This is a genomic window from Edaphobacter acidisoli, assembly GCF_014642855.1.
GTDB classification, from domain to species: domain Bacteria; phylum Acidobacteriota; class Terriglobia; order Terriglobales; family Acidobacteriaceae; genus Edaphobacter; species Edaphobacter acidisoli.
On record NZ_BMJB01000001.1, the window covers coordinates 2,590,536 to 2,617,320 of the forward strand.

Sequence of the window (26,785 nt, forward strand, 5' to 3'; positions counted from 1 at the left end):
TTTGAGCGAAACATAGGTTGAAGCTTCTTGCGTGGCCGATTTTTGAAGGAAGCGCGTGTGAGACGCATGATTGCGCTCCCACATCGTCCCCTTTAAGTACTCGTTCGATGAAGGCATTGTCAACAACATTTTGACATTTTCATCATAAAGTTACCGCTAGCGAAGCACTGTGCACCTCCATGGGACAATGTGATAGCTATCCCATAAACCCGGCAGATTTATGCGAAATATGCCTTCAATTTTGGGATAATTCATGTCATAAAAGGGCTCTGCTGCCGCACAAAAAGAAAAGGCTGCACGAAAATCCGTGCAGCCCCCGATATACTCAACTTCCGCTGGTTTACCTAGAACTGAACCCGCGCATAAAACTGGGCCAGCCTTGGGTTCGTCAGCTCATTCTTGGCAGTGCCGAAGCCATTCGAGTTGTCCACCCTCGCCGAAATCGAGTGCGAATCAAACCGTACGCTGTTGCTTACGTTGAAGACCTCAATGCCGGTCTTCAGCTTGTAGCGCTCGGTCACGTTGAAAGTCTTACCCAAACCCGAGTCCACGGAGAAATACCCATCGCCTCGCAGCGGGTTCCGAGTTCCAGAGAAGCCTGGCAAGGTGAAATCGAACGCTGCAAACACAGCATTGGGATTGGCGAATCGCTGCTGTAGCTTGCCCCGTCCGCCAGGAATCGGCGCCACCTGCGTGGCAAATCCCTGAATATCGTAGTTCGTCGGAAAGTTGTTTCCATTGTTGACCTCAAATGGAAACCCGCTGGTCCAGCGCACAATCCCCGTCGTCTGCCAGCCTCCGATCAGCGCGTCAGTCAGCCTTCCAATACCGGATGCATACCGCTGTCCCCGCCCAAACGGGAGATTCCAGACGTAGTTCGCGTTGATTTGATGGCGCACATCAAAATCCGAATCACCGTAGAGCTGGTTCGGCTCCCAGGTGTTGAAGATCTGTGCGTAGTTCGTCGAACCCGAACTGCTCAGCCGCTCTGCCTGCGACGTCGTGTCCAGCGACTTCGAGTAGGTATAGTTCAGATCGAACTGCAACCCAAGCCCAAACTGCTGCCGGTAGACCGCCTGCAGCGAGTTGTAGTTTGACGCGCCAATCGATCTCCACGCATAGAGCGCAGAGAACTGGTCGTGGTAGAAGCGATTCGATGGATACGCTCCATTCGGATTGATTCCAGCGCCTGTCAACGAGTCCGGCATATCAAGCGCGTACAGCGCATTCGCTTCGTTATACAGATTTTCCTGGTAGAGCTGATAGATGTTCTGTGTTGCCGTCCAACCCGGCCCGAACCCAATGTCCTGCCCGTCCAGTGCGCCAAACAGTTGTTCCCAGTAAGCATTCGGCTGTACGGTCTTGGGATCAACACCATTGCCGCCATTGGCGCGAGCCATCTCCGACATCTGTGCCGCGGCCGCAAAGTAAGTCGTTCCAGCCGCCGCCAGGTTCGTGGGCATAGCCACATCTTCCTGCTCGAGCAAACGGTGAGCTAGATGGCCAACATACGACACCTCCAGCGACGATCCATTGCCGATCTGCCGCGTAATCGACAAGTCAATCAGGTGAGCATAAGGAGTCTTGACCGCCGAGTCCTCAGCCCACGAGATCGCTCCAATCGACGGCGGGACGCTCGGGAAGCCCACCGCAGGCGCCGACGGCAGCAAGCTTTGCGGGACCGCGGTCGTGCTCGTGAAGCGCGGCGCGTTGGCGATCTTCAAAATGCCCGCGCTGGTCTGCAGGGACGATGACAAACCGAACGAACCGTTTGTGTCGAAGCCATTTGTAATGCCCGCACCGAAGTGGTCGAACACCAGCGAATAGCCCGCGCGGATGCTGGTCAGATTGTTACCCAGCACCTTGACCCAGAAGCCCGTCGTCACCGACGGCGAGTACGCCACGGCAAACCTCGGCGCGAAGTCGAATTTATCCGGCGTCCAGTAATCTGGCTTGCCATTGTACCTTCCGCTCAGCGGGAAGGCCAGCTCACCGACTCCGCTCACCGCCTTGCCCTGCGCAGCCAACCCTCCGCTCTGGTTTACAAACTGCGAGAGCGAGTAATCGCCCGGCGCACATGCGGTCCCTTGCAACACGCAGATGCCCACCTGGTTGCCCGAGGTTTCCGCCGGAACCTCCAGGTACGAGTACCGCAACCCGTACGTCAGGGTCACGTCCTTGTTCACCTTCCACGAGTCCTGTCCATAGAACTCATACTCATTCCAGCGATAGTTGCGCGTGACCGGAGCACCCACTGGAAGCACGTTTCCATTCTTGTCATTGTTGTACGTAATGTTGCCGACGTTGATGATGCCCACCAAACCCATCAGCGCCGAGTTGTAGTTCGACGAGAAGTGGTTAGTCACTGCGGGGAAACCATACGCCGCTGGATCAAATGGTCCGTTGCTGCCTGCAATCGATCCGGGATTCAGGTACTGATATGTTCCGGTCGCATTCGAGTACGACAGCGCATCGCTCGAAGACTTGTCCGAGATGAAGCGCAGATTCGTGCCAAAAGCAAAGTTATGACTGTGCTTCGCCCACGTAAGGTTGTCCGCCAGGTTGTACACCGGCACAATCGTATAGTCCGACGACGAGTACGACTGTAACGATGTCACGCCCTGCAGAGTGACATACGGGCTCGAAACAAGCCCCGAGTCGCTGTAGCCTTGCCGCGTCAACCCGAACACCAGCGAATTCACCAGGCTGGGGCTGATCAGATACGTATACCCCGCTCCGAAACCTTTATTGTTGGTCAGCGTCGTCGTGCTCGCCGGCTGCCCCGGAAACTGCGGCCCGCCCGGCTCCGAGTCATTCTGCAAATTGCCGCGCCAGTAGACGGTGTGTTTCCCATTGGCATCTATCGTCCAATCCAGCCGTGCAATGTACGTGTTGTAGCTGCGCTTGGCATCGTAGGAGAAGCTGTAACCCTCGGTGTTATAGCCATCGCCCACGGTCGGGTTGTTCGGCAGTGGATACTTCTGAAACAGCGCCAGCACCGCTGCATTCGCTCCAACTGCCTGCGGGTCCATACTCTGCAATTGCTGCGGAGTCAGCGTATAGCTTCCGCTGGGACAATCGGGCGCTACTGCGCACTGATATTCGATGTATCCGTTGCGAAACTGCTGCGTCGGCACCGAGTTGCCATTCGAAACGAAGCCTTGTGTATCACGTCGTCCCTCGTAATTCAGAAAGTAGAACGCGCGATCCTTCTTGATCGGCCCTCCCACATCCGCTCCGTACACATTACGAATAAGCTTCAGAGGAGTATTCGGCAAACCTTCCGCAGCCTGCGTCTGCTTATTGAAAAAGTCGTTCGCGTGGAAGACGTTATTGCGGTTGTACGCATACACTGCACCGTGAATATTATTCGTGCCACTCTTCGTCACCAGCGCCACCTGAGCGCCCGAAGAGCGTCCTTCCTCGGCATTCGGATTGCTCGTCGTCACGCGAAACTCGCCCACCGAATCCTGGGTCGCACGCAGAACGCTGGTAAACGCATAGCCGTTGTTGACGTCGTTCACGTCCACCCCGTCCAGCGTAATGTTCGACTGGTCCGAGCGCCCTCCGTTCGTCGTTCCGCTCCTTGAGTCGCTGCCGTTGTTTCCCACCGACTGCGTACCGATGTTGTTATCCGTTCGTCCCATGAACGTCACGCCCGGCTGCAGACTCAACAGGTCAGGCACATTGCGCGCCTCGATGGGCAGGTCCTGAATCCGCTGCCCCTCAAACGTATTGCCCAACGTGGCATCGGTCGTATTCAGCACCGGCTGTCCGCCCGCCGTTACCGTCACTTCCGATACGCTCGTCGCAACTTGCAAAGTAAAGTTGAGCGTCGCAGGCTGGCTCACCAGCAGGTCGAACGGCGGCTTCTTCACCGTCGTAAATCCCTGGGCCGCGATCGTCAGTTCATATTTTCCGGGAGCGAGTTGAGGGAACGAATACTCGCCCGCGCGATTCGTAGTCTCCGTGCGAGCCGCACCAGTCAGAGGTGCCAGCAGGTTGACCGTCGCACCAGGAATCGCCGCGCCGCTTGGATCAGTTACAACACCAGACAACGACGTGGTCGCCTGCGACCACGCATACGGGGTTAAGCACAAAGCTAAAAAACACACAGATATCCAAAGAGTCCGTTTTGAACGCATGACGGCCCGCCCTTTCCACACAAATATGAAAGCCCCTGTCGCTTTTCAGCCTGCTGGCGCATCATGTGCCGAGCCGGTAACGGTCCCATCCCCAACCAGCCAGATGATCTGTCTTTTTATTTGTTCTGGCCTTTGAACAGACACAATAGCATTCCGGCTGCAAGGAAGCATATCGACGAATACTGAAGAGTTGATGAATTTTAGGAATAACTTGCTGACGCGCCGACCTTCGCTTCGCGAATGATCCAGCGCGCAAACGCATGCGTCAGGGGAGAAGCTACCTTCGTCTCCGGCAGCACAACATAGTATGAACTCGCACTGCGAATCGACTGGTTGAACAGTACCGACAGCTTGCCCGAAGCCAGCTCCTCTTCGATCAGAATCTTCGGTAACAGCGCCACGCCCAGGCCCGAAACCGCAGCCTGCGCAATCATGCCAAACTGCTCGAAGCGTGGGCCACGCAACGGATGCGAGTGACCCGTATCCATCGCCGCGAACCACTCGGCCCACGCATCTGTGCGCGTCGACTGGTGCAGCAGCACCACTCGTCCCAGGTCGGACGGCTTTTTGATCCGCTCCGACTTCTCATATCCTGGACTGCACACCGGCACCGTGTCCTCGTCCATCAGGTGATGCGTCGCCGCACCTGGCCATATCGGCGAACCATAGTGAATAGCGGCGTCAAATGGCTCTATGCTGAAATCGAACGGCGACGACCGAGCAGAGAAATTCACCGTCGCGCCCGCATGTTTACTCAAAAAATCCGGCAGCCGAGGCACCAGCCATCGCGTGCCAAACGTCGGTAGCACCGCCAGGTTCAGCAGGCTCGCGCTACCTCCACACGCCATGATGCGGCTCGTCGAATCCTTCAGATCGATAATGACGCGATTGACATCTTTCAGGTAGAGCTTTCCCGCATCGGTAATAATCACGCGCTGCTTCACCCGCTCGAACAAGGCAACATCCAGCAGGTCCTCCAGTTGATGGATCTGCCGGCTCACCGCGCTCTGCGTCAGGTTCAGTTCAGCGGCCGCACGCGAAACACTGCTGTGCCTCGCCACACATTCAAACGCCTCAAGACACGCAATCGACGGCAGCGGCACCATAACAAGCATCCTCTCCGAACCAGCAACTATGCCGAATCCTCATCAAGTGGTGAAAGCATAGCATTTTAATGCTGGCCGGTTACAGATGCCCTCGTGGAAGTCGCGCGCAAGCCTGAAGACCACGCCTCTATGGCTTCGCAATATCTGGAGTAATCAGTTCTACTCTCGCCCCAGTCGCACTACCAGCGTCGATGGCTTCGGAGATTGCGTCGAAGTCTAATGATCCATCGCCTGCGAGCAGGACCACCCGCGACGCCCTCCCCTCCAGCAACTGCTCCAGACGCGGCCGCAGCTCATCTCTATCGAATGGTTTTCCGTCGACAAGATAACTCATGCCATCCTGAGCCTGTTTCACCTGAACCAGCACCGGGCGCACCCCAGCCGCATCACTTGCATTTTTCGAAGGCAATGCAGTGTCGAGCCCGTGCGGCAATGCAGGCGCAATCACCATAAAGATGATGAGGAGGACCAGCAGAACATCGATGAGAGGGGTTACGTTGATCTCAGCCGAGAGGCCATTGCTACTATCGCCTGTTGAGAATGCCATTGCATCATCTCCCAATTGGAATTGGGTGTGCGAGCACTCCACCAACTATGTCTTACAGCAAGAGTCGCCATCAATCAGCGCGGCGTTCTTTAATCCGCAAAAGCTTCGGGGCAGCAGCCGCTGGCCACTGCCCCTTAGCGATAGCTTCTACAGAATCTTACTGACCAGCCTCAACACGCGGCGTGATGATACCGATGTTGTCCACACCAGCCTCATGTCCAAAGTCGATCACTTCGGCAACCTTGTCGAAGTCGAGGTCCTTATCGCCCTTCACAAACATCACCTTCTCAACGCGCGTGGCGTAAATCTCAGCCAGTTTTGGCTCGATGTCTGACTTGTTGAAGGCATCTTCGTTGATCTTGTAAGAGGGCGGAGCTCCCGCGCCATTCGACAGCACCTGCACCACAATCGTGCGGTCGTTGTTCTGATCCTGGGTCTTGTTCTTGGGCGGCTGGGGAACCAGCGTCTCAAGACCCTTCGGAGTGACGGGCACGATCACCATGAAGATAATCAGCAGCACCAGCAGCACGTCAATCAACGGGGTCACATTGATCTCAGAAACCGCTCCACCACCGCCTCCCATTGCCATTCCCATAACAGATCTCCTTCCGTAATTCGCTGGCGGCCATCAGGCCGCGGTAACTCAATCTTGGTCCAGACTCCGCTCTACTTCTTCGCGGGAGTCGAATCGTCTGTATCGCGCTTCTCGGTCAGCAGGCCAAGCTGGCTCACACCCGCCGAGCGGATGCCATCGATTGCATCCATCACCTTGCCGTAATTCGCGCGCTCGTCCGCTCGCATGTAGACCTCTTTGTCGGTCTTATTTTCGAGCAGCGCCGAAATCTTCGATCCCATATCGTCGATCGTCACCTGGTTCGCTCCAAGGAACGTCCGCCCATCGCGGGTCACCGCGACCACAATGGCGTCTTCCTTGTTTGCGTTTTCCATCACCGTTGCGGCATCGGCCGTCGGCAGGTTCACGTTCACCTTATTGTTCAACATGGGGGTGATGACCATGAAGATGATCAGCAGCACCAGCATCACGTCCACCATTGGAGTGACGTTGATGTTCGAGTTTACCTTCCTGCCTTCATCCCGCTTTACAAGACTCATACCGATCGGCTCCGTCCGGGTTCACCCGGGTTCGTTCTTGTATCTCTCGCCTGCCCTCTCTCGCTCTGTTCCCCGGATGCCGTTCGCTTGGCCGGCATCCGGGAAACAATAGAGTGACGATTCTCGCAGGTGTTGGTTATAGCGCCGAAGCGCGGGTTTACTTGTGGCTCTGCTTGATGAAGTAGTCCACCAGCTCGCTCGAGCTGTTGTCCATCTCCACGTCAAACGCCTCAACCTTGCCGGTGAAGTAGTTGAAGGTCATCACGGCGGGGATGGCGACCAGCAGACCGAACGCTGTCGTTACCAGAGCTTCCGAGATACCGCCTGCGACTGCGCCGATACCGGAGGTCTTCTGCGTTGCAATCTGTTGGAAGGCGTTCAAGATACCGACGACGGTTCCGAACAGTCCGATAAACGGTGCCGTCGAACCAATCGTAGCCAGACCACCGAGGCCCCTCTTCAGCTTCGCGTGAACGATCGCTTCAGAACGCTCAAGTGCCCGCTTGGAGCTCTCGATCTGCTCCTCGCTGATGTTGCCGCCCGAACCGAAGCTGCGGAACTCCTGCAGGCCAGCCGTCACAACCTCGGCGAGGTGCGACTTCTTGGAACGGTCAGCGACCTTGATCGCCTCGTCCAGACGGCCGTCCTTCAACGCGCCGGCAACCTTCGGAGCAAACTCACGCGACTGCTTGCGGGCAGCCGAAAAATAAAGTGCACGGTCAATGATGACGGCGAGCGACCAGATCGACATGATGAAGAGCAGAATCACGACGGCGCGCGCCAGATTGCCCATGTTGCCCCAGAGTCCCATGACGCTGAAGCTGACTTGTGCCTCATCGAAGAACATGGCCAGCGATGAGTGTACGTGAGCGAAGTTAGAGAGATGAGCGAGAATCACTTGGATATTTCCTCCTGGGTAAAACTGTATCCTGCTAAAGATTGACCGTGTATCCCCCGAAAGTTCGCTGTCGGGGCACCCACAGCTATGACGTTTTCGCGACGCTTCGGTTTATCCTCCGAAGTTGAAGTTGACCGTAATTGTCGTGTCCACTTCAGTCGGCTCTCCATTCAAAATGTATGGTTTGTAGCGCCAGGTTCTCACTGCCTCGGTCGCCGCGCTGCGCAACATCTCAGGCCCGCTGATGACCGTCAGATCCTGAATCGTTCCCTGCTTCGAGATGAGTGCGTGCAACACAACCGCACCCGACACGTGAGCAGCTCTGGCGATCGGCGGATACTGTGGCATCATGCCGCCAATCTTCAGACCGGCAACCACACCGCTCGACACGCGAGTTGGCCCCTTTGGCGGAGCAACCTTCACCACCGGAGTCGGCGCAGTACCAATACCGCCCATCACGCCGCCAGGAACGCCGTTGCCGCTACCCATGCCGCCCATGCCGGCCACGCCAGCCATCGAGGGGGGAGGCGCCGAGTCCTTCAGCATCTTGATGTCCTTGGGGATCTTCGTCGGAGCGTGGAGACCCTGATCAATCTCCGAAACCATCTTGATCGGCTTCAACACCTGCGCCGGTGGCGGAGGAGGTGGAGGTGGCGGAGGAGGAGGGGGGGCCGACAACATGGCGGTCATCGCCGTCTTGGGCAACGCTTCCGGGTACAGCAGCGGAATCAGAACCATCAGGGCCAGAATGACCCCATTGAAAGCAAAGGTCGCAATCATCCAGTACTTCGATTTGGTCTTGATCTTTCCGCCGGATTCCATCAACGAATCTTCAAACATATGCAGCCTCTTTACTGTGAAGAAGAGCTATTTTTGTTTAGACACCACACAACTTCAGATTGTTCCCGGGCAAATTCTCCCAAATCCGCATTGAAAACGTTATACCTAGGTCTGCGCCCGCTTCTTAGCCGCAGGCAAAGCAACGGTCTTACCACGCTTCGCCCGCCACTCCTGGTATGCAACCAACATCGGCGCGGCCACAGCAATCGATGAGTACGTTCCGATCAAAATTCCAATGACCAGCGCGAACGAAAACCCGTGCAAAACCTCGCCGCCAAACAGGTACAGCGACAGCACCGTCAAAAACGTCAGACCCGACGAGATCACCGTCCGGCTCAGCGTCTGATTGATGCTCCGATTGACCAGATCGTGCAGCGGCTCTCTCCGCGAGACCCCAAGGTTCTCACGGATACGGTCGAAGACGACGATCGTGTCGTTCATCGAGTAACCAATCAGCGTAAGGATGGCAGCAATCACTGTAAGAGTGATGTCCTGGTTCGTCAAGCTGAAGGCGCCTACCGTAATCAGCGTGTCGTGGAACACCGCCACCACCGCCGCCACGCCATAGATCAATTCAAAGCGGAACCACAGATAGACCAGCATCCCAATCAGCGAGTACAGCGTCGCCCACTCGGCCTGACGCTGCAACTGCTTACCGGCAGTTGGCCCTACAATCTCCACCTGCTCGATGGTGAACCCGGAGTCATGATAATTCTCCGCCAACGCCGACTCCACCCGCTGCCGCCCGGTGTCGTGAGCCGTATCCGCCGCCTCGGGCAACCCAATGATGACCTTATTGGCCGCTTGACCACTTGGATCGCTGATGCGCTGGATCGTCGCCTGATGAATCCCCGCGGCGTCCATCGCATGGCGGATGTGGTCTTCATTCGGCTGCTGCGTGAACGCCACGCGAATCTGCGTGCCGCCCTTGAAGTCCACGCCCAGCGGAATATGGTGCCAGAACAGGATGCTCAGCAATCCGGCTACGGAGAAGATCAGCGAGAAGCCGAGGAAGTACCATTTCTTGCCCAGCCAGTCGATATTTGTTTCACGAAAAAATTCCACGTTCTAAATCCTCTGCGGAGTGTTTGAAGGCCCCGCTCAATCTCCCAGAAATCTAAATCGACAGCGTCGCGCCACGTTCCTTGCCAGCCAGATGCGCATCGAAGATTACGCGCGACACATACACCGCGGTAAACAGGTTCGCCAACAGACCAAACACCAGCGTCGTTGCAAACCCCTTCACCGGCCCCGACCCAAACAGGAACAGGATCGCGGCCGAGACAATCGTCGTTACGTGCGTATCGAAGATCGTTGTCCAGGCAAATGCAAAGCCCTGCTGCACAGCAATCGCCGCAGACTTGCCCGCGCGCAACTCTTCGCGGATGCGCTCAAAGATCAGCACATTCGAGTCCACGCCCATACCAATCGTCAGGATGACGCCCGCAATTCCCGGCAACGTCAATGTCGCGTTCGAGAACCCCATGAACCCGAGCAAAATTACCAGGTTCAAAATCAATGCCAGGTCCGCGTTGATGCCCGCGCCCTTGTAATAGATCAGCATGAAGATCATCACGGCCAGCATTCCGCCTATAGCCGCAACCACGCCGGAGTGAATCGACGCTGCGCCCAGGCTCGGCCCCACCGTGCGCGTATCCAAATACGAGATCGACGCCGGTAGCGCGCCCGTCCGCAACATCAGCGACAGGTCATTGGCCTGCTGCTGCGTAAATCCGCCCTGAATAATGCCCGAGTCGCGGATCGCCGAATCAATCGCCGCAACCTCTTTCACCTGGTTGTCCAGCAGGATCGCCATCGAACCCGGGCTCGAGCTGTTCTTGCTGTGCGCCGACGTGTACTTCCAGAAGCGGTCGCCCGCATCCGTCGTCAAGGTGAAATTAATGTCCGGTCTGCCATTCTCGTCCTGCGAAGGCCGCGCATCGCGGAAGTCCGTTCCCTCAACCACGCTGGCCCGCTTCAGCAGCCAGAACTGGTCCGGAGCGCCCTCTTCGCCAACGCCATGCACCAGCATGTCGTCCATCGGAATGCCGCCCGGATTCGCCGTCATCGCGTCCTGCTCGGAGTTGAACGGCCCGCCTGCAACCTCGTGAATCGACAGCTTCGCCGTCGACTGAATCACGTCCTCGATGCGGTCCAGCGAAGTCACGCCCGGCAGCTCGACCAGAATCTCGTTCGCGCCCAGGCCATACTGCTGAATCTCCGGCTCCGTCACGCCCAGCTTGTCGATACGCGCGCGAATCGTCTCAATCGACGTATTCAAGGTCCGCGTCTCCAGGTCCTTGATCGCCGCCGGCTTCATCGTCAGCGTGTAGCTGCCATCCGGCGCCGACGTCAGATCGTAGTTCTGGTAGTCATTGCCTTCCAGTACCTGCCGCGCGTCCGCCAGATGGTTCTGCGGCACGCCCGTCACCGAGATCACCTCAGGATGCGCGAGGTCCCTCTTGCCCACCGTCACGCCGCTGATGTTCGCCTTCTGGAAGTCCTGCTCCAGCTCAGCCACGGCGCGGTCCGTCTCCGAACCCACCGCCTCGGCCACATGCACCTGCAATACCAGGTGCGAGCCGCCCTTCAGGTCCAGACCCAGGTTGATGTTGCGCTTGATCGACTCCACCAGCCCGCCGCGCGGGATGCCGAAGATGCCGAAGCAGAAGACCAGCAATACGCCTATGATGAATGCCGTTTTCCCGGCGATGTTCTTGTTACCCATGATCCCGATGATCTCGATTCTTCCTGAGAGGCTGCGACCCGCGAAATCATCCCGCTTGCCGCCGCCAATTCCTCATCTATATAGAACAGCCAAAACTGCCCAGCCAAAAAACAAACCGCGAACGCTCGCGGCCACTTCCAAATCCCTAACTCGAACTCGCCGCCTGCTCATCCGTCGTCACGGCAGCAATGGCGCTCTTCACAAACTCCAGCTTCAGCCCATCCGGCTGCACCCGCACAATCACCGAGTCATCCTTCACGGTCAGCACCGTGCCCCGAATCCCGCCATTGGTCGTCACCTTATCGCCAGCCTTCAACTGACCCAGCATCTCCTGCCATTTTTTCTGTTTCCTCTGATTGGGCACGATCATCAAAACAAAAAGCGCCACGAAAAACAGAATCGGCAGCGCGAGGCCCCCCAGGCCAAACCCTCCCGCAGCTTCAACCCACATTGCCAGCAGCATCTTAAAGAAAACTCCGTCCTGCACTTTGATTTGAAACCGCAATCAACCACGCGCCAACGCCCGTCGACGCACATAACGGCGCAGCATGCTCGGAGCAGGTCAGAAAGGGTGCCTAGCCCCTAAGCATCGCGTAACCGCACCAGCACTGTCAAGACGCCGCAGTCCCTCAACCCGCCCTATTTACGCCTTTCTCTTTGTATTTTCATTCAGTAGCGCAACAGCGGATTCTCTTCCTTCTCATCCAGACTGTCATTTCGACCGGAGCGATGGACAGCTTCTTCGTCCATCGCGCAGCGGAGAAACCCGCTTCTCTAACGAGATTCCTCCACTCTACCCGCTTTGCCCTTCTTCACCCGAACTTCCGCAACCAATTACCCGCCGTACTCAAAACCTCTCGCACCGGCACAAATCCAAGCGCCAAAGGCGCGCTCCATACCAGCCTGGGGCGCAGCCCCAGGTTAGCGGTAATAAGAAATCCAAAGGGCTGTAGGCCCGACTCATAGCGTTCGACGAAAGCCACTAACCAGATCGCCGCGACGAACCCGCCTTCTTCACGCGCAGCCTCCAGGCCGTCCTCAACGCCGCCTCCAGCACATCCTCACTCACCGCATCCAGCCGCACCCGCGTCATGCCCATCCGACCCCACCCACCCGGCACCGGCGAAAACACCTCCGGAGCATCCGCCACCATCCCAGCCTGCTCCTCGGGAGTCAGCTGCAGCACGCCATACCCCTCCTTCGCCAGCGACAGCGTGCAAAAGATCCGCCCATCCACGCGAAAGTCAGGATTGCCCATATGCGAACTCTCCACCGCGCCCGGCATACTCAAAGCCAGCCGCCGATACCCCGCCACCGTCACTCCCGCCTTCTTCTTCATGGCATCCTCAGGAGTTTGAGAGCCTGCAAGCAGTACAAACCGCATCGCTCGGTTATTTTTTTCTTGGACGTGTAGGCAAGCCAGGAGTTCTAAGCTGAACTCGCCCTGGCATTGGATACGATTTCGGAACTGGGACTTTGGCATTGCCATGAAGCTTTCTCTGAGCTGCGACGACCTCATCCCAGTTCGCCAGCGGGAATTCTTTTCTCTGTTCTGGAGGTCCTACAAAGAAGAACCACGAGTAGCCTTTCCCATGTCCACCAGTATCCATCACGCCAAAGCCACCGTGGCTGATTCCAGGAAGAACATAATCAGCAGGGACGGGTTTACGTTTGGTTCCGTCAGTAACCCTGTCAGTAACCCTATAGTAGAACTCGTCCGGCGCTTGCGTTGAGTACATTCGCAGAGTTGAAGTTCGGACGATACCTGACTCTGGAACTCCCAGCAGGACTCCTCCATCCACGACTTGCAGTGGCGCTGCGTTCGGATCGTTGAAAACAATTTGAACCCAACCAATGTAATCATCAGGCAATTCAAAAATGTAGCGAGGTCTCTTAGCCGCGAACGCCGATACAGCGAAAATCATTGAAACGAACGCTAAGAGCAGCACAAAGCCGGGTGCCCCATGTCCCGATTTTGGGACATGGGACATTCGCAAAGCTCGAACCGCCTTCACTCACCAACCCGCCCATTCACCTTCGTCCCGGCCGTCCCCTCAAACTGCACATCCATCCACTTCTTCATGGCCTCCATATTCTGCGGACGCCCCAGAAAATTCTTCACCAGCTCCGCCGCAGGCTCAGTCGCGCCCGGCTCCAGCACCGTCCTCCGATACCGCATCGCCGTAGGCCCATCCAGCAGGTTGTTCTTGTCGAACTGCGAGAAGAAGTCAATCGCAATCACCTTATCCAGCACATACGTGTAATAGTTCGACGCATACCCGGTCAGGTGCGTAAACGCCGCATACATCCTGTCGCCATCGACAAACGTATACGGCGAAAACTTCGCATAGTCCTTCTTGAGCTCCGCATCCAGATCAACGCTCGCCGGGGCCTCATCATGCAGGTCCAGCGAGATCGTCGAGTACAGCAACTGCGACTGCACCCAGCTGCCGCGCCCATACGCATCCGCCGCATTCATCCGGTCAATCAGATCCGCCGGAATCACCTCGCCCGTCTTATAGTTCTTCCCAAACGACTGCAGAATCGTCCGGTCGTGGAACATCTCCTCCAGCATCTGCGACGGCGCCTCCACAAAATCACCTTCCACATTGAAGCCGCCCGCCCCAGACCACTCGCCCTGCCCACCCAGTATGTGGTGCATCAGGTGGCCAAACTCATGGAAGAACGTCACCACCTCGCTGTACTGCATCAGCCCCGGATCGCCCGCCGTGCCGCCCGAAAAGTTGCAGATCAGCGCACCCTCCGGCAACTGCCGCCCGCGAATCCCCGGCACCACCGGCGCGCTCGAAAACCACTTGTCCTTCCCTTCGCGCGGATGCATGTCCAGATAAATCCGTCCCAGCTTCCGCCCCTTGTCACCCGCGGCCTCGTCATACACGTCATACGTCGAAACCGACGCATCCCACACCTTCGCATCCGGCACCGCGCGGAACTCCACATGAAACAGCCGCGCCGCCGTCTTCAAAATCCCCGCCTCAACCTCCGTATACGGAAAGTAAGGCCGCACACTCTCCGCATTGAAGTCATACTTCGCCCGCCGATACTGTTCGCTCCAGTAGCCCGCATCGGCCAGCGAGATATTCTCAAGCCCCGGCTGCTTCGACTTCGCAAACGCAAGCAGCTCCTGGTATTCCTTCGCCGCCGGTCCACGCGAAGCATCATCCACCTGCTGCAAAAACGCCTTCAGATTGCTCGACGAACCAATCATCTGGTCGGCCATCGCCAGGTCTGCATAACGCGGATAGCCCAACGTCGTCGCCAGCTCCTGCCTCGCCGCCAGCAGGTCCAGCAGCACCTGATTGTTCTTCGGATAAGCCCGCTCGGTGTAAGCGAGAAACATCTTCATCCTCAGGTCTGCGCTCTTCGCGAAGCTAAACACAGGCCGGCTGTCCGGAGCGTCCGTCGTCAGCGTGTAGGTCCCATCCGCCGCAGGCTTGTGCCGCGCAATATAGTCCGCAGGCAGACCATCCATCTCTGCCTTCGTCACCGTCACCTTGCGCACGTCATCGGCGACGTTGCGCCCAAACGTTAACGACAGCGCCGTAATCTTGTCCTGCAACTGCCGCACCTTCGCCCGCGTCGCCTCATCCTTGTCCACACCCGCCAGCTTGTACTCCAGCAGCGTGTGGTCCAGATAGTGCTTCGTCCCCGCATCCGCTGGTGCAGGCACCGCGGCCAGCGCCTGATACACCTTCTGGTTCAGACTCAGGTCCGTCGCGGCGGAGCTGATCTTCGCCGTCATCGCCTGCCCTGCATTCCGCAGCTCAGCCGTATCGCCCACGGCAAACATCAGATAAGCCTCATTGCCCGCCAGCGCCAACTGGTTCACCGCATCGTCATAAGGCCGCAGCGTATTTTCTACCGTGTGCGCGCCCGTCACACTCGTCAGCTTGTCGACGCTCGCCTGCGCCTCCGCCAGCCGCGCCGAAACCCACGCATCGAACGCCACCGGATCATTGCCCGCAATCCACGCATGAAGCGGATCACCCGCAGCCTTCGCTGCACCCTGCCCCAAAGCCGCCGCCGAAACCGCCATCATCACCACCCCGCAAACAGTCCTCTTCCAGTTATGCATCAATAGATACCTCCTCGCCAACATGCGGAACGTCCGCCATTGTATGAACAAAGAAAACACTTGAGCAAACCCAGCCAAAGAACCGGGTGTCCCATCGCCCCTTGTTTCTGCCATTCCCTTGTTCCTGTATTTCCATCCCATACCCTGAGCGAAGTCGAAGGGGAAGGAATCTGTCGTTGCAGTTGTCGTTGTCGTTCTGTTGCTGCAAGTAGAAGCGTCCCCTTTACAACTGTCATCCTTCCGCGAACGGGGTCCCCGGCCAGCTTGCTGGCTGGGGCAGGCAGCGGGGGGACCTGTCTTTGCATCACATTGATAATAAATGATTTACAAAACAACACCACAAACTTCCGCCCAAAAATCGCATGTCAAGCCCAAAAACCATCCAACCCATTCCGAATGAGCAACATCCGTTTGGCGGTTTAGTTTTCCCAATCCGTTATCCTTAAAAGTAGGGGGAAAACAAAATCCCAACGCACCAGAAAACCCAACCTAAACCACGATAATGCAAGACTTTGCGCATAAATCCCGCGAAATCAAGACTTTACCAAAACACCCAACCCGCAAACCACCTGCCATGAAGACTTTACGTAAAAAGTACGGGGGAGGATCTCAGTACCAACGTAACCCGCCCCAGCACCAAATTCCTGAAGACAACCCAACCCGGAATGTGCTCTCATACAAGTCTCCCCGCTGTAGTACTGCACCATCTGTCTCCCAGGAGCACGGGCCATGTACCGCGTATCGGTTGGGGTATCGACCCTCTTACTCGCAGCCACCCTTATCGGCTGCGGCAGCGGAGGTGTCCCGCCCGTCAAGGCTCCCCTGCTTCCCATCCAGCAGTCCGTCGCCGGCTCCCCCATCACCCACGTCGTCATCATCATGCAGGAGAACCGCTCCTTCGATAACCTCTTCAACGGCTACCCCGGAGCCGACACCGCCCAGACCGGCCTGCTCAACGGCAAGACCGTCCAGCTCCAACCCCGCGCCCTCGGCGACTCCCTCGACCTCGACCATTCCCACCACGCCTGGTGGCGCGACTGGGACAACGGACTCCTCGACGGATTCAACTCCAAGGCCTACTCCTACGTCCCCGAGTCCGACGTCGACGCCTACTGGCGCCTCGCCGCCCAGTACACCATCGGCGACCGGATGTTCCAATCCAACACCGGCCCCAGCTTCGTCGCGCATCAATACATGATCGCCGGCCAGTCCGGCAACGCCGACGAGAACCCCTCCGGCAGCACCTGGGGCTGCGACGCCGCCTCCGACTCCCGCGTCGCACTCATCGGCCCCAACGGCACCGACCTCCCCGGCGTCTACCCCTGCTTCGACTACCCCACCATGGCCGACCTGCTCGACGCCCACCACATCTCCTGGCGCTACTACGCCCCCGGCTCGACCGACGGCTTCTTCATCATCTCCGCCTTCCAGGCCATCCGCCACATCCGCTACGGCAAGGACTGGGTCGGCAAGGTCATCTCACCCGAGACCGAAGCCCTCAAGGACATTCAGAAAGGAGAGCTCGCCCAGGTCACCTGGATCGTCCCCTCCTGGGCCCACTCCGACCACCCCGGCTCCGGCGACGAAGGCCCCGACTGGGTCCTCTCCATCGTCAATGCCATCGGTCAGAGCAAGTTCTGGAACTCCACCGCCATCTTCATCTCCTGGGACGACTGGGGCGGCTGGTACGATCACGTCAGCCCACCCATGATCGACCAGATGGGTCTCGGCTTCCGCGTCCCTGTCATCGTCGTCTCGCCCTATGCCCTCCACGGATACGTCTCCCATCAGACGCACGAAGCCAGCGGCTTCCTCACCTACATCGAACACAACTTCGGCCTGCCCAACCTCGGCGCGCGCGACGCCGTCGCCAAAGGCTTCACCGACTGCTTCGACTACACCCAGCCGCCCCAACCCTACACCGCCGTTCCCACCCACCACACCGCTGAGTACCTCATCCGCGAAAAACCCAGCGGGCCACCCGACGACGACTAACGCATGCACTCACTCGCCGCCCTCATCGCGCCCTCTGCGCAAACCGCTCTCAACACCTTTGTCTGGCTCTTCAGCGCCGCGCTACAACTAGCGCTCTTCAGCGTCCTCTTCACCCGAGGCCTTGCGCGCCGCGTGCCTGTCTTCACCGCACTAATCGGTTTCTACCTTGCGCGCTCGATCCTGCTCTACCTCATCTTTGGCCACATTGATCTCACCACCTACCGCGCGCTCTACGACAACCTCCAGATCGTCGACCTCCTGCTGCAAGCCGGCGTAGCCATCGAAATCGCTATCCACCTCAGCAACAGCCAGCCCAACCTCACCCTTCGCCGCGGACTCACTCCACTAGCCCTGCTCGCCCTCGCCGTCAGCTGCACCGCGCTCGCCACCACGATGCTGCCCCCCCAAGCACCTATCCCGGCCGACCGCGCCCAACTCTTCTTCTCATTCCTGATGATCCTTCTCTTCGTCTGGGCGCAGACCACGCCAGCAACACTAACCCGCAACATCGCCGCAGGCTTCGCGCTCTACGGAGTCGTCAATCTAACAGCCAGCTTCGGCCGCACCTACGCCGCGCTTCACGAAAACTTCGTCGCCTACGCAATCTGGTCCTACTTACTAGCCGCCATCTACCTCGTCGCCATCCTCTATTGGCTTGTCACTCTCAAGCCATTGCAGCTCTCACCAGCAGCAGAAACCAGTCCACCATCCACGCTCTAACCGCGCAAGGTCCGGCTGCTGCGACGATGATCAGCACCGGATCATCATCGCCGCAGCAGCCATCTGAGCACTCGTCTGCAATCGCATCAGCGACGTCCTCGAACAAGCTCCTGAAGCCAGCCGGACAGGCAACAACTGCTTAGAACAACAGCCGCAGCGCAAGCTGAATCTGCCGCGGGCTATAGGCATAGTTCGAGTTGGCGTTGGTGATGGCTTTGAACGTCGGCTGGTAGGTCAGCTTTGCCGTCGGAGCCTGCGTCGGCGATCCTTGCGAGATCGAATCCGTATATCCCTGCGTCGTCTCTCCAGTCACATTCAGATGATTCGGCAGGTTGAACGATTCGCCGATCAGTTGCAGGTGATAGCGTTCCGCGAAGGTGAAGTCCTTCTCCGCACGCAGGTCAGCTTGTACCGTGGCCGGCTGGCGGAAGGTGTTGCGGCCGATCTGAGGAATATAGCTGACACCTGTTCCGCTCAAACCAGAGCCCGCCGCCTCAAAGCATCCTGCCGTGTAGTAGCACTGGTTCGGGATGGAGCCGCCAACGGTCAGACTGAACGGAAGCCCCGTCTGTGTCTGCAGCAGCGGCTTCAGCGACCATCCATTTGCCAGCCACTTCAACGCTCCGTTCCCATGCACTTCCGGGAAGTTAAACAGTGCCCATGCCACCAGCCTCTGCGGAATGTTGAACATCGAGTTGCCGTAGTTGGCTCTCGCATTGGCATAGGGATCGTACCAATTGTTCGTGCTGGCCTGGGTCACGTTGCCCTGGTTAAAGTCCAGCGCATGCGACCAGGTGTAGTTCACATCGAACGCCAGCATCTTGTTGGCGCGCTTCTCAATCTCCGCCGTCAGGCCGTTGTAGCTGGAGTTGATGTTGCTGATCACATCCGTCAAACCGGCGAACGCAGGGTTGAGCGTGTTCGGCGTGTAAGTACCCGCGCAGCCCGAGCCTGCAGCGCAACTGGCCGTCTGCGTACGCGTCGAGTACACCTTGCTGGTAAACACCGTGCCGCACGCCACCGGTCCGCAATTGGTAGTGTTTGCTGCCGGTGTTACGACATAGCTGTTGGTGTACGTTTTGGTCGGGTCATAGTTCAGGTTCATGTAGTTCGGCAGTTCGCGGCCAAGTGCGCCAATGTAGCTGACCGAAAGTACAAGTCCCGAGCCGAGGTCCTGCTGCACAGCCAGGTCGAACTGATATGTCATCGGGTTCTGCAGATGCGGATCAAGATACTGCACACTCAATGCTCCAGCAGAGGTGGGAGGAGCAACGGTCGCAATGTTCGGGAATGTCGGCGAAATCAGCGTCCCATTTGCAGACGTGCTGTTGTTATAGCTGGCTGAAAGCTGACTGTTAGCCGCTCCCGTTGCAATTCGCGCATTCAGGATCATCGCGTTCCAGATGCGGCCGTAGTACATACCGACGCCGCCACGCACGACTGTCTTGCCGAGCCCGTAAGGGTCCCACGCAAAGCCGACGCGCGGCCCAAAGTTGTTTTTGTCGCTCGGCGTGCCGGCAGACTGCGGAAACGCCGTCGTATTTGCAATCGACGTGTATGGTCCAGGCAGGCGCTCATAGTCGTAGCGCAGCCCGAGGTTCACGGTCAGACGTGGGAAAGGTTTCCAGTCGTCCTGCACGAAGAAGCCATAATCCATCGTGCTCAGGTCGAACGTCGCGGGCCCGAAGCCCTGGCTATAGCTGTTGTAGCAGGGTAGATTGCCCACGCCGCTCAGTGCCGAGTTACAGGTTCCATGACCCGCAATCAGGTCACTGAAGTAGTTCACGATGTTGCTGGTGTAGCTGTAAGAGCCATTGCCCTGATAAAGATTGTTTTGCAGGTCGTAGTTGTGGACGAGGTCGACACCGAACTTAATGTTGTGCTGGCCGAAGATCGCTGCCGCCGTATCGCCGATCTGCCACTTGCGTTCGTCGGGATAAGCATAGCGGAAGCTGTAATAAGGCGTGCCCTCCGTCAAGCCTGTTGTCGTATAGAGACTCACAGCAACCGGAACGCCGCCAGAGTTATTCGGCGTCAGATACTGCTTCGTGTATGCGCTAGGTGTCTGCCGTCCTTCATCGTTCAGCTCGCGACCGTACTGATAGCGCAGCTCATTGCTGTATCGTCCAATCAGGCTTTCCAGTTCCGTCAGACCATAGTCCAGCTTCACAAAGTCGGTACCGAAAGAGTCGATGGCGTACGCAGCCGACGAGCTGGTCTGCACACCGCCGGGCGAGTCCCACCGCAGCCGGTGGAAGAGCACGCTCAGGTGATTTTTGCCGTTGATCTGCCAGTCCAGCTTCGGTGTGTTGATCTCCTGGTTGCCGAAGCGCGGCACATTGCCGATGTTCGGAAGAATGTTCTGAAGCTGCTGGTTGTAGTCCGCCGACGCAACGCTATAACCCACTCCAAGCCGTGCGGCCAGCAGGCATGCCTGCTGGTCGAGTGTGCTTGCACCGCTTCCCGTCACCGTGCCCGTAGTCGTATTGCACGTCTGCCCACCAGGCAGGTTTGCATCAGGAGCCGTAAAAAATGAGCCAGGATTATTCACACGTGAAACAGCGGGGAAGTTCCGATGGAAGATGTCGAATGCATAAAACCAGAACAGCTTGTTCTGGATAAGCGGACCGCCCACGCCGAACCCATACTGGTTCCGCTTGTCCGTAGGCTTGTACGGCACCTGTGAATACGCCCCCGTGGTCGAGTTGTATTGCAGAATCGTTGAGCCATACTGATACGCCGACCGCGAGCTGTCGCGGTTATAAAAGTAAAGCTCGCCATGAAGCTGGTTGCCGCCGCTCTTGGTCACTGAGTTAATCACTCCGCCCACTGCGCGGCCAAACTCAGCCGAGTACACACCCGAATTCACCGTGAACTCGCGAATCGCAGCCTGTGAAGTCGAATAACCCTCGCGCGTGCGTCCGCGCTCTTCGGAGTAGAAAGCCTGGTTGTCGTCGGCGCCGTCAATCTCGACGTTGTTCAACAGTGGGCTGATCGCACGGAACTGGATAAGACCATAGCCATTAACGTCCACGGTCGCGCCTGGCGTCAGCAACGCCAGCGTTGACCAGCGGCGATTATTGATCGGAATGCTCTCAATCTCCGTGTTCGAGAGATGCCCTCCGTAAGTGGCGTCTTCAAAGTTCAACACCGGAGCTGTAGCCGTCACTTCAACTGTCTGAGCAGCCTGCCCAGTCTCCAGATGCGCATCCAAAGTCGTTGCGATGTTCACCTCAACGATCACACCCGCAGTGCGCTGCGCAGAAAATCCCGCCGCGCTCACGGTCACGCTGTAGGTTCCCGGAGGCACCTGTGGCGCGCGATACTGTCCGCCAGCATCGCTCGTCACCTTGATGGTGGCGTTCGTTGCATTGTTCTGAATCACTACGGCCGCGCCCGGAACCACCGCTCCCGTTGCGTCATAGACAGTACCGTCAATTGCGCCCTGCGTTGTCGTCTGTGCCAGAGTGGGCACCACAGACAGACAAACGACCGCAAGCACCCACAACACCCCTACCATTGCCTTCCGCATGTCAGGTCTCCTTAAAAAAGAAATCAACTCGTGACAAGCGCCTCTGCCTTGCGCGCAGACGCCTGCCAGCCCATCTTGCAAGTCTTCGATGTGTATTTAAAGATGACGCACCATCATGAATGCATGGTTACGTTTCCCGGGAGAAAGCCCACTTCCTTCTCAAAGCCATCGCGTCGCCGCCCCTTGAAACAAAGCGTGGTCCGCGCGCCATGGCCATCGTGCGTGCCGACAGTGTACCGCGCATCCTAGTACACTGAATACAGAGCACAAATGTTTATTGATGAAGCGCGAATCCGCGTCAAAGCCGGGGACGGCGGCAACGGCTGCATGGCCTTCCGGCGCGAAAAGTTTGTTCCCAGGGGTGGTCCATCCGGTGGCGACGGAGGCCACGGCGGCGACGTGCTTATGTCTTCATCGCTGAGCCACAATACTCTCGTCCACTTCCGTTTCAATCCCGAGCACAAGGCCGAGCGCGGCGGGCACGGCCTCGGTTCCAACTGCTCCGGCTCCTCCGGCGAACACACCAACCTCGAAGTCCCTGTTGGCACGCTCGTCTACGACGCCGAGACCGGTGAACTCATCCACGACTTCGCTCACCCCAACGAGACCATCGTCATCGCCAAGGGCGGACGCGGCGGACGCGGCAATCAGCACTTTGCCACCCCCACGCACCAGGCTCCACGCGAGCACGAGCTTGGCCGTTCTGGCGAAGAGCGCGCCTATCGGCTCGAACTCCGCCTGCTCGCAGACGCGGGCCTCGTCGGCTATCCCAACGTCGGCAAATCCACGCTCATCTCGCGCCTCTCCGCCGCTCGGCCCAAAATCGCCAACTACGCCTTCACCACCCTCCAGCCCAACCTCGGCGTCGTTCAGGTAGGCGACTACCCCCACACAGAATCCTTCACCATAGCCGACCTGCCCGGCCTCATCGAAGGCGCGCACCTCGGCGCGGGCCTCGGCATCCAGTTCCTGAAGCACATCGAGCGCACCAGCGTTATCGTTCACCTCGTCGACGTCTCCGACTCAAGCGACCGCCCCGACCCGGTCGAGGACTTCAAGATCATCACCGACGAACTCAAGAGCTTCGACCCTGCGCTCGTGAAAAAGCCAACCATCCTCGTCGCAGCAAAGATCGACGTAGCCAATCCCGACAAGCTCAAAAAGCTCACCGCGATGGCTAAACGGCGCAAGCTACCCTTCTATGCAATCTCCGCGGTTACTGGCGAAGGTGTCGAAAAGCTGAAATACGCGATCGCCGAAATGGTCGCCGAGCATCGTCCCATCCACATCAAGCCTGAACCCACAGAATCGGCAAAGATGAAGCCACGCTACCCGCCGCCGGCGCCATCCGCCCGTGGCCGCGGCTGAGATTGACCTGTCAAGCCCCCAAAGCGCATAACTCCATCAAACCAAAGCACTTGGCAGTGGCGGTTTAGTTTTCCGAACCTGCTACACTTAAATCAGAGACACAAACGCCCCGGAGAGACATCCCCCGGGGCGTACTTTTGTCAAAATAAACCATTCAGAATGAATACTTTGGTACTTAAGTAGGGGTAGGGGGTACTTCAAAAAAGAAGCCCGCCGCCCCAAGGGAGCAGCGGGCCGGTTGTCAGAGCTGCAACTTCAATCCAGCGAATCCACGTAGTGGGCCAGCAGCACCGGTTGTCCACTCAATGGATCTTTGATCAGCAATCCGACCACACGGACATTCGTCAGTGACGAAACATCCGCCAGTGTGTTCGGCCCAAGCCGATAATGCGTCCCGTTCGTCACGTAGACGGTCACGGTTCCAGGGACCAGGATTCCGGCAAAGCCATTCACGTTCATCTTGAACGTGTTGGTATTCGCGCTGACACTTCCAGGAACCACAGTACCGTCGAATCCCCAGCACCGCAGAACCACACGCTTCACCGTCACGTCCTGCGCATTGGCCGCACCCGTCGCCGGCCCGCCTATCGTGACCGCCTGACCAGGCAACAAGCTCTGCTGGTTGAACAGGAACTGCGTCAGCGGATTGTGCATCCAGTAGATGAAGTAGTTCTCGTTGCCCGAAAGATCGACCTGCGCGATCTGTCCAAGCGTCAGTCCAGTGCTTGTCGGCTCGATCGCGCGGACATAGAGATCAAAGCTGTTCGCCACGCCCGATGCAGGCTGAACATAAGTGATCTGCCCATGCGCGTAGAAGCCGCTCTGCGAGAGAATCGCAACCTCGTCGGCGTCAATCGTCGCATCGGCGCGATCGATGGTCCCTGAGATCTGTATGATGCTGCTCGTCGTCAGGCTGCTCAGGCTCTCGTTGTTGTCCCACTCCGTCTGCCCGTTCACGTTGACAGTGAAGTTGCGTCCATGAGGCCCTTGAATCACGAACGACTGCGCCGTCGTGTTCACACTCACCACGCCTGCGGTGAACTCATCGATATAGCCGCCCGCATCTCCAATCGCGACCGATGCGATGTTGAAGGTTGGAGTCACCTGCCCCGTAATCTGTCCGTTCGAGTCCACCTGGATCGACTTGTGCAGATCAAAATCCACGCGCAGTCCAACCGGCTCCGTCTGGCTGATAACCAGCGGCTTCGCCAGCGTGATCGAGACGTTCGAGGAAGTCAGAGTTGCATTTTCACTTTGAACAGTTGGCGCAGAACCTGCTTGCTGGTTCAAGTAGCCAATCGTCGCATTCCCCAGTGTGATGTTGATCGTGTTGTAGGTCCCTATCGGAACGTCATTGAAGTCGAGCAGAGTCTGCAAGCCGTTGAACCGTGCGAAGTCCACGGTGGGTGAGCCGCTCAGAAGCGAGACCTGGTTGCCATTCGAATCCACAGCAACCACGCTGTCCACCTGCACGGCGAACGACGTAACTGCGGCCATCGGCGCATCTGTGCCCACAACGAATGCAGCTCCAGTTGCCGAAGACGATCCTGTGTTAGCTGGCGAGTTCGTGACTCCAGAGCAGCCGGCCATCAGCAATGCAGCCAGCGGCAACGAGATCATCGAGAGTAAGGTTGTCTTGTTTTGCTTCAGTCGAATCATCATGAGACACATCCTTTTCCGGCGCTTCCGGGCACAAATCATCCATTGCGGCACAGGCCGCACCAACTCCTCTGCAGGAACAAAGTGACACGCGCACACGTCAGATGTGCAGGCCAACGTGGCCAGATGCTGTTGGTTAAAATTCGTAGTTCTCGGAAAAATGCAGAGGCTTCCGGGGTGAGTCGATACACCGGAGACAGCGCCTATCTTCAGTATTTGGCGTCGCTCTCTTACCAGGAGAGCAACGCGCTTGTGATGCTCTTCCGAACCCGCGCTCTCCCTTAAAGTTTCGTTAAGAAATCGAAAAGAAAAATTTCGCGTACAAATCAGCTTTACGGCAGATGCTTCGAGGTTGTGGCATAAAAAGTGCCTCTTGAATCAGCGGCAAGCGCAACAACTCACGCCTGCACTTGCTAAACTCTTTCGAGATGACCATGAACGCTTGGCCTATTTCCATCCTGCTGGCATATCTGCTTGGCTCCATCCCGTTTGGCTATCTTCTCGTGAAGATATTCCGCAAGCAGGACATTCGCGCCACTGGCAGCGGCAACATCGGCGCGACGAACGTCGTGCGCTCCGGCGCAAAAGGTCTTGGTATCGCCACGCTGTTGCTCGACTGCGGCAAAGCTTTTGCTGCTGTTAAAATTGCGCAGCACCTCGCGCCCGGCAACTATGACCTCGCCGTTCTCGCTGCCGTCGCCGCTATCCTCGGACACGTCTTCCCCGTCTGGCTCGGCTTTCGCGGAGGCAAAGGCGTCGCCAGCGCGCTCGGAGTTTTCCTTGCACTCAACTGGCCCTCAGGGCTCATCGTCTTTGGCATCTTCATTGTCATTTTCCTGCTTACGCGGTATGTCTCGTTGGCATCCATCATAGGTTCCGCATTGCTGCCGCCTGTTGCGCTCTGCTTCATCCATCAGCGCACACCCATTGTCATCGCAGGCCTCATCTTTATTCCTCTGCTGATTATCGTGAAACACCACGCCAACATTCGCCGCCTTCTCTCCGGAACGGAGAACCGCTTTGGCGCGAAGAAGGCATCCGCATGAGCCGCATCGCTGTTCTTGGGGCAGGCGCTTGGGGCACTGCGCTTGCCTTGTCACTTGCGCGCCGCGGCGGACACGAGATCAACCTCTGGTCGCACTCCGTTCCACTCGCCGAGCAACTCAACGACTATGGCGAAAACCTGCCCTATCTTCCTGGCTTCACTCTGCCAGCCGATATCTTCGTCACCTCCGACTTGCCCCGCGCCATCTTCGAGATGGACATTATCCTCTGCGTGACACCCTCACAACACCTGCGCGGCGTCATTACCGAGATTACGCCGCTGTTAACGCGCAACCAGGTTTTGCTCAGCGCGAGCAAGGGCATTGAAGAGCGCACCTTTCTCCGCATGTCGCAGATCATCGCTTCGGCTACGGGAAATCCTATTGCAGTGCTCAGCGGCCCGTCTTTTGCGCAGGAGGTTGCTTCGGGTAGTCCTACAGCCATCGTTGCTGCGGCGAGTGATCCACATCTGTCACAGTACATTCAACGTGAGTTCACTTCGCCGACCCTGCGTATTTATACCAATGAGGACGTCATTGGCGTAGAGCTTGGCGGCGCGCTCAAGAATGTCATCGCGCTGGCGGCTGGCGTTGTGCATGGGCTCAATCTCGGCCACAACTCCGCTGCTGCACTGATTACGCGCGGTATCGCAGAGATGACGCGTCTTGCCGTGGCCTGTGGAGCGCATCGTCAGACGCTGGCCGGGCTCTCCGGCATTGGCGATCTGGTGCTGACCTGTACTGGCCCGCTCTCCCGCAATCGCGCTGTTGGCGTCGAGTTAGGCCGCGGACGCCAGCTGCCCGATATTCTCGCCGGTCTGCATGGAAAGGTGGCCGAAGGTGTTCGCTCCACCACTGCTGCGCTTGGCCTCGCTGCGCGTTACGCAATCGAGATGCCTATCACCGAGCAGATGGACGCCATTTTGCATCGCAACAAAGACCCCAAGATCGCTATCCGCGACCTGATGTCACGTCCCGGCCGCGACGAATGAGTT

Annotated in this window: 20 protein-coding genes; 5 read left to right on the forward strand and 15 right to left on the reverse strand. The window is 57.8% G+C overall.

What is annotated here, in order from left to right:
• Positions 1-344: 344 nt before the first annotated feature.
• From IEX36_RS10460 to IEX36_RS10520, 13 genes are all read right to left on the reverse strand, one after another.
• Positions 345-4,058, reverse strand: coding sequence for a TonB-dependent receptor (locus IEX36_RS10460; RefSeq protein ID WP_188759260.1), 3,714 nt, complete (start codon positions 4,056-4,058; stop codon positions 345-347).
• Between the two features lie 287 nt (positions 4,059-4,345).
• Positions 4,346-5,260, reverse strand: a complete 915-nt coding sequence (locus IEX36_RS10465) for a LysR family transcriptional regulator (protein WP_229668866.1) — start codon at positions 5,258-5,260, stop codon at positions 4,346-4,348.
• Positions 5,261-5,378: 118 nt separating this feature from the next.
• Positions 5,379-5,798, reverse strand: coding sequence for an ExbD/TolR family protein (locus IEX36_RS10470; protein WP_188759261.1), 420 nt, complete (start codon positions 5,796-5,798; stop codon positions 5,379-5,381).
• A 157-nt stretch (positions 5,799-5,955) separates the two neighbouring features.
• Positions 5,956-6,393: an ExbD/TolR family protein gene (locus IEX36_RS10475; RefSeq protein ID WP_188759262.1), complete on the reverse strand. Its 438-nt coding sequence runs from the start codon at positions 6,391-6,393 to the stop codon at positions 5,956-5,958.
• 71 nt (positions 6,394-6,464) lie between these two features.
• Positions 6,465-6,911, reverse strand: a complete 447-nt coding sequence (locus tag IEX36_RS10480) for an ExbD/TolR family protein (RefSeq protein WP_188759263.1) — start codon at positions 6,909-6,911, stop codon at positions 6,465-6,467.
• 157 nt (positions 6,912-7,068) lie between these two features.
• Complete coding sequence (locus IEX36_RS10485; RefSeq protein ID WP_188759264.1) at positions 7,069-7,809, reverse strand: MotA/TolQ/ExbB proton channel family protein; 741 nt, start codon at positions 7,807-7,809, stop codon at positions 7,069-7,071.
• A gap of 111 nt (positions 7,810-7,920) precedes the next feature.
• A complete protein-coding gene (locus IEX36_RS10490) occupies positions 7,921-8,649 on the reverse strand; it encodes an energy transducer TonB (protein ID WP_188759265.1) in 729 nt (242 codons plus the stop codon).
• A gap of 105 nt (positions 8,650-8,754) precedes the next feature.
• Positions 8,755-9,714 (reverse strand): protein translocase subunit SecF, encoded by a 960-nt coding sequence (gene secF, locus IEX36_RS10495; protein WP_188759266.1) that lies wholly within the window; start codon positions 9,712-9,714, stop codon positions 8,755-8,757.
• A 52-nt stretch (positions 9,715-9,766) separates the two neighbouring features.
• On the reverse strand, positions 9,767-11,377 hold the full coding sequence (secD, locus tag IEX36_RS10500; protein ID WP_188759267.1) for a protein translocase subunit SecD: 1,611 nt from the start codon (positions 11,375-11,377) through the stop codon (positions 9,767-9,769).
• Between the two features lie 145 nt (positions 11,378-11,522).
• Positions 11,523-11,840, reverse strand: coding sequence for a preprotein translocase subunit YajC (gene yajC, locus IEX36_RS10505; protein WP_308422296.1), 318 nt, complete (start codon positions 11,838-11,840; stop codon positions 11,523-11,525).
• A 519-nt stretch (positions 11,841-12,359) separates the two neighbouring features.
• A complete protein-coding gene (locus IEX36_RS10510) occupies positions 12,360-12,761 on the reverse strand; it encodes an MmcQ/YjbR family DNA-binding protein (protein ID WP_229668867.1) in 402 nt (133 codons plus the stop codon).
• A 7-nt stretch (positions 12,762-12,768) separates the two neighbouring features.
• Positions 12,769-13,368, reverse strand: coding sequence for a DUF6843 domain-containing protein (locus tag IEX36_RS10515; protein WP_229668868.1), 600 nt, complete (start codon positions 13,366-13,368; stop codon positions 12,769-12,771).
• Between the two features lie 20 nt (positions 13,369-13,388).
• The gene (locus IEX36_RS10520; protein WP_229668869.1) at positions 13,389-15,473 is read right to left on the reverse strand and encodes a M3 family metallopeptidase; all 2,085 of its coding nucleotides are present in this window, start codon (positions 15,471-15,473) and stop codon (positions 13,389-13,391) included.
• Between the two features lie 729 nt (positions 15,474-16,202).
• Here IEX36_RS10520 and IEX36_RS10525 point away from each other — a divergent pair.
• Together IEX36_RS10525 and IEX36_RS10530 are read left to right on the forward strand one after the other, a co-directional pair.
• On the forward strand, positions 16,203-17,468 hold the full coding sequence (locus IEX36_RS10525; RefSeq protein ID WP_188759269.1) for a phospholipase C: 1,266 nt from the start codon (positions 16,203-16,205) through the stop codon (positions 17,466-17,468).
• 3 nt (positions 17,469-17,471) lie between these two features.
• Entirely contained in the window at positions 17,472-18,188 is a 717-nt protein-coding gene (locus IEX36_RS10530; protein WP_188759270.1) for a hypothetical protein, read from the forward strand.
• Positions 18,189-18,327: 139 nt separating this feature from the next.
• Here the strand turns inward: IEX36_RS10530 and IEX36_RS10535 are convergent, their stop codons facing one another.
• Positions 18,328-21,720: a TonB-dependent receptor domain-containing protein gene (locus IEX36_RS10535; RefSeq protein ID WP_229668870.1), complete on the reverse strand. Its 3,393-nt coding sequence runs from the start codon at positions 21,718-21,720 to the stop codon at positions 18,328-18,330.
• A 270-nt stretch (positions 21,721-21,990) separates the two neighbouring features.
• On the opposite strand from IEX36_RS10535, the gene obgE reads away from it, so the two are divergent.
• On the forward strand, positions 21,991-23,088 hold the full coding sequence (gene obgE, locus IEX36_RS10540) for a GTPase ObgE (RefSeq protein WP_188759271.1): 1,098 nt from the start codon (positions 21,991-21,993) through the stop codon (positions 23,086-23,088).
• 255 nt (positions 23,089-23,343) lie between these two features.
• Here the strand turns inward: obgE and IEX36_RS10545 are convergent, their stop codons facing one another.
• Complete coding sequence (locus IEX36_RS10545; RefSeq protein ID WP_188759272.1) at positions 23,344-24,750, reverse strand: DUF4382 domain-containing protein; 1,407 nt, start codon at positions 24,748-24,750, stop codon at positions 23,344-23,346.
• A 431-nt stretch (positions 24,751-25,181) separates the two neighbouring features.
• Between IEX36_RS10545 and plsY the strand changes: the two genes are divergently transcribed.
• Together plsY and IEX36_RS10555 are read left to right on the forward strand one after the other, a co-directional pair.
• On the forward strand, positions 25,182-25,793 hold the full coding sequence (gene plsY, locus IEX36_RS10550; RefSeq protein WP_188759273.1) for a glycerol-3-phosphate 1-O-acyltransferase PlsY: 612 nt from the start codon (positions 25,182-25,184) through the stop codon (positions 25,791-25,793).
• Positions 25,790-26,782, forward strand: coding sequence for an NAD(P)H-dependent glycerol-3-phosphate dehydrogenase (locus tag IEX36_RS10555; protein WP_188759274.1), 993 nt, complete (start codon positions 25,790-25,792; stop codon positions 26,780-26,782). Before plsY ends, IEX36_RS10555 begins: the two co-directional genes overlap by 4 nt.
• Positions 26,783-26,785 lie beyond the last annotated feature (3 nt).

What these genes read in the sequence shown, in the direction of transcription:
- IEX36_RS10465 (WP_229668866.1), bottom strand. Translation starts at nt 5,260, where the DNA reads ATGCTTGTTATGGTGCCGCTGCCGTCGATTGCGTGTCTTGAGGCGTTT.
- IEX36_RS10470 (WP_188759261.1), bottom strand. Translation starts at nt 5,798, where the DNA reads ATGGCATTCTCAACAGGCGATAGTAGCAATGGCCTCTCGGCTGAGATC.
- IEX36_RS10475 (WP_188759262.1), bottom strand. Translation starts at nt 6,393, where the DNA reads ATGGGAATGGCAATGGGAGGCGGTGGTGGAGCGGTTTCTGAGATCAAT.
- IEX36_RS10480 (WP_188759263.1), bottom strand. Translation starts at nt 6,911, where the DNA reads ATGAGTCTTGTAAAGCGGGATGAAGGCAGGAAGGTAAACTCGAACATC.
- IEX36_RS10490 (WP_188759265.1), bottom strand. Translation starts at nt 8,649, where the DNA reads ATGTTTGAAGATTCGTTGATGGAATCCGGCGGAAAGATCAAGACCAAA.
- secD (WP_188759267.1), bottom strand. Translation starts at nt 11,377, where the DNA reads ATGGGTAACAAGAACATCGCCGGGAAAACGGCATTCATCATAGGCGTA.
- yajC (WP_308422296.1), bottom strand. Translation starts at nt 11,840, where the DNA reads ATGCTGCTGGCAATGTGGGTTGAAGCTGCGGGAGGGTTTGGCCTGGGG.
- IEX36_RS10510 (WP_229668867.1), bottom strand. Translation starts at nt 12,761, where the DNA reads ATGCGGTTTGTACTGCTTGCAGGCTCTCAAACTCCTGAGGATGCCATG.
- IEX36_RS10515 (WP_229668868.1), bottom strand. Translation starts at nt 13,368, where the DNA reads ATGTCCCATGTCCCAAAATCGGGACATGGGGCACCCGGCTTTGTGCTG.
- IEX36_RS10520 (WP_229668869.1), bottom strand. Translation starts at nt 15,473, where the DNA reads ATGCATAACTGGAAGAGGACTGTTTGCGGGGTGGTGATGATGGCGGTT.
- IEX36_RS10525 (WP_188759269.1), top strand. Translation starts at nt 16,203, where the DNA reads ATGTACCGCGTATCGGTTGGGGTATCGACCCTCTTACTCGCAGCCACC.
- IEX36_RS10530 (WP_188759270.1), top strand. Translation starts at nt 17,472, where the DNA reads ATGCACTCACTCGCCGCCCTCATCGCGCCCTCTGCGCAAACCGCTCTC.
- IEX36_RS10535 (WP_229668870.1), bottom strand. Translation starts at nt 21,720, where the DNA reads ATGCGGAAGGCAATGGTAGGGGTGTTGTGGGTGCTTGCGGTCGTTTGT.
- obgE (WP_188759271.1), top strand. Translation starts at nt 21,991, where the DNA reads ATGTTTATTGATGAAGCGCGAATCCGCGTCAAAGCCGGGGACGGCGGC.
- IEX36_RS10545 (WP_188759272.1), bottom strand. Translation starts at nt 24,750, where the DNA reads ATGATGATTCGACTGAAGCAAAACAAGACAACCTTACTCTCGATGATC.
- plsY (WP_188759273.1), top strand. Translation starts at nt 25,182, where the DNA reads ATGAACGCTTGGCCTATTTCCATCCTGCTGGCATATCTGCTTGGCTCC.
- IEX36_RS10555 (WP_188759274.1), top strand. Translation starts at nt 25,790, where the DNA reads ATGAGCCGCATCGCTGTTCTTGGGGCAGGCGCTTGGGGCACTGCGCTT.